Here is a 2572-nt window from a genome sequence, read left to right on the forward strand (position 1 = left end):
GATGAAGTTCCTTGCCAAAAATCCCGTTATCCCAACGGGATTGCCTACACGTGGGGCGTGGCAGCTCGCGAACCTGAAGGGCTCAGCTGCAGAAGCAGGAACGACACAGTTCGCGCGTCAACGGCAACCGCAAGCCCAGAGCGGCGGTCACGTACGTGACCCGCTGGGCGGGGAGATGGTTGCTGGACATAACAATCAAGTTAACACCTAATCCCGACCCATCCAAGCCAAACCGGCGAATTGTGCGCTGAGGCACATCATCGCCGCAGGTCAGCGGGGGCACACGACAGGCGCAATGGGTACAAACGAGGGAAACCCTCTGCGGGAACCGAGTTCCCGCAGAGGGTTTCGACGATCCGGTCGGACTTACTTGGCCGGCGCGTTGAAGGGCGCGGAGATCGTGGAGAAGTACTGGATCGCAGCACCGATCGCCACCGGGGCGGTGATGAAGATCTGACCCAGGATGACGCCGAGGGCGCCGATCGTGGTGGCGCCGACGACGCAGCCGCCGATGCCGCCGGGGAGGGCGCCGAAGATCGCGCCGAGCACGCCACCGGCGACCAGGCCGCCCGCCGCACCCGCGACGCAACCGAGCGCGGCGCCGCCGAGGCCACCGACCAGGGTGCCGATCGCGGCGCCCAGCGAGATGGTGGAGGTCAGACGGCTCCAGGCGGCCTGCTCACGCTCGTACTCGGTCTTCCACGGCGCCTTGTCCTCGTAGGGCAGCGCGACCGGCTTGTAGACAGCCTTGGCCGGATCCAGCTGCGGGGTCAGGGTCGCGGTGTTGCCCGAGATCTCGGCCGCGATCGGCAGCTCGAACTCGTCGAGGCGGAAACTCAGGGGGGTGCCCGCGAGGGTGGCGCCGTTGGGGGCCTTGATCTTGAAGACACCGTCCTCTTCGACCAGCGAGCCGGCATCGGTGGTGATGACGGCCTTCGAATCGTCGACGACCTCGGCGGTGTAGTTGATCGGGGCGGCTTCCTCGGCCGGCGCGGCGTTCACGGTGCCTGCCGTGATGCCCGTAGCCACGGTCAGGAGCGCCGCGACAACGGCGAACTTCCTCATCTTCATAAAACTGCCAATCCCTCATCTGTTGTGGAGCTGTTCGAGATGCAAGCTTCGAGCAGATCCACCCTCGTGACGAGGGAAAAAAGCAGCTAGATCTTAACTAGGAATTCATTTCGAGGCTTTGGCCGCCGCCTTGGCCTGCTTCTTGAATTCTCGTACTTCCGACAATGTTTCGGCATCGACAACGTCGGCGACCGAGCGTCGCGACCCGTCGTCGCCATAGGATCCGGCCGCTTTTCGCCAGCCGTCGGGCTGCACGCCCCGCTGTTTTCCGAGCAATGCGAGGAAGATCTTCGCCTTCTGCGCCCCGAACCCCGGCAGGTCCTGCAACCGGCGCAGCACCTCCGCACCGTCGGGATCGCCCGCGGTCCAGATCTGCGCAGGTAGGCCGTCATAGTGCTCGATCACATACTGGGCGAGCGCTTGGGCCCGCCGCGCCATCGACCGCCCATAACGGTGAATCGCAGGCGGGGTGGCCGCGAGTTCCTCGAATTCGGCCGGATCCGCTTCGGCGATGCGGCGCAGATCGAATCCGCCCATGCGCTCGGCGAGTTTGCGCGGCCCACGAAACGCGTGCTCCATCGGGTACTGCTGGTCGAGCAGCATTCCCAGCAGCAGCGCGAAATCGTCGGTGCTGAGCAGTTCGTCGGCCTCGGATTCCTGCGCGAGGCACAGCGTGCGAGTCATACATTCATCGTGACACATTTCACCAGTAGCCTCTGAGTCCATGCTCACGAGGACTGCTCCCACTCTGGCGGTGCGAATGACCGACTACACCCCACGCCCGGCCCGCTTCGACCGAGCGGCCCGGGATCAGCTGATCGACGCCCATGATCTGGCAGTCACCCGACCCGGTATGCGCGCGCTCGGCGCCTGGAGTCACACCGCGCTGGCGCTGCGGCCCGGCGAGAGCGCGCTCGACATCGGGTCGGGCACCGGATCGGAGGTGTTCACCTTCGCCGAGGAAGTCGGGCCCCACGGCACCGCGATCGGCGTCGAGCCGGATCCGCATCTGCTCGCCTCGGCGCAGCGCCGCGCGATCGAGTCCGGGTCGAGCGCGAGCTTCGTCTCCGGCGATGCCTACGGCTTACCGTTCGGCACCGATACCTTCGACGCGGTGCTGTGCGAACGGGTGTTCCAGCACCTCACCGCACCCGCGCGGGCGGCGGCCGAGATCGCCAGGGTGCTGCGGCCCGGTGGGCGCGCGGTGGTGGTGGACTGCGACTGGGCAACCGCGATCGTGCATCCCGGCAGCTCACGGGTGGTGGGCGCGGTGATCGACACCCTGATCTCCTCGACCACCAATCCGCTCTCGGGCCGACGCCTCCCCGGGCTGCTCAGCGGCACCGGCCTGGTGGTCGAGGAGATCGGCTCACACGCACTGGTGCAGGACCGAACGGTCGGCGCGGGAGCGCTGGTGCGCCGCATCGCGGACCTGGCCGCCCTGCGCGGGGCGATCACCGCGAGCGATCGCGATCAACTCCTCGCCGACCTGCAGGCAGGC

4 protein-coding genes are annotated in these 2572 nt (G+C 66.8%); 2 read left to right on the forward strand and 2 right to left on the reverse strand.

What is annotated here, in order from left to right; all coding sequences use genetic code 11:
- The coding region (locus ACFWF3_RS31715; protein ID WP_379317463.1) for a hypothetical protein at positions 1–211 on the forward strand (211 nt) is incomplete at its 5' end.
- 155 nt (positions 212–366) lie between these two features.
- Here ACFWF3_RS31715 and ACFWF3_RS31720 read toward each other — a convergent pair.
- Together ACFWF3_RS31720 and ACFWF3_RS31725 are read right to left on the reverse strand one after the other, a co-directional pair.
- Entirely contained in the window at positions 367–1071 is a 705-nt protein-coding gene (locus tag ACFWF3_RS31720; protein WP_378638579.1) for a hypothetical protein, read from the reverse strand.
- A 105-nt stretch (positions 1072–1176) separates the two neighbouring features.
- Positions 1177–1755: an HhH-GPD-type base excision DNA repair protein gene (locus ACFWF3_RS31725; RefSeq protein ID WP_378994424.1), complete on the reverse strand. Its 579-nt coding sequence runs from the start codon at positions 1753–1755 to the stop codon at positions 1177–1179.
- Positions 1756–1795: 40 nt separating this feature from the next.
- Here ACFWF3_RS31725 and ACFWF3_RS31730 point away from each other — a divergent pair.
- Positions 1796–2572: methyltransferase domain-containing protein (locus ACFWF3_RS31730; RefSeq protein WP_379317465.1), on the forward strand; the 777-nt coding region annotated here is incomplete at its 3' end.

Origin of the sequence: Nocardia sp. NPDC060220, assembly GCF_042727815.1 — a bacterium.
Lineage (GTDB): Bacteria > Actinomycetota > Actinomycetes > Mycobacteriales > Mycobacteriaceae > Nocardia.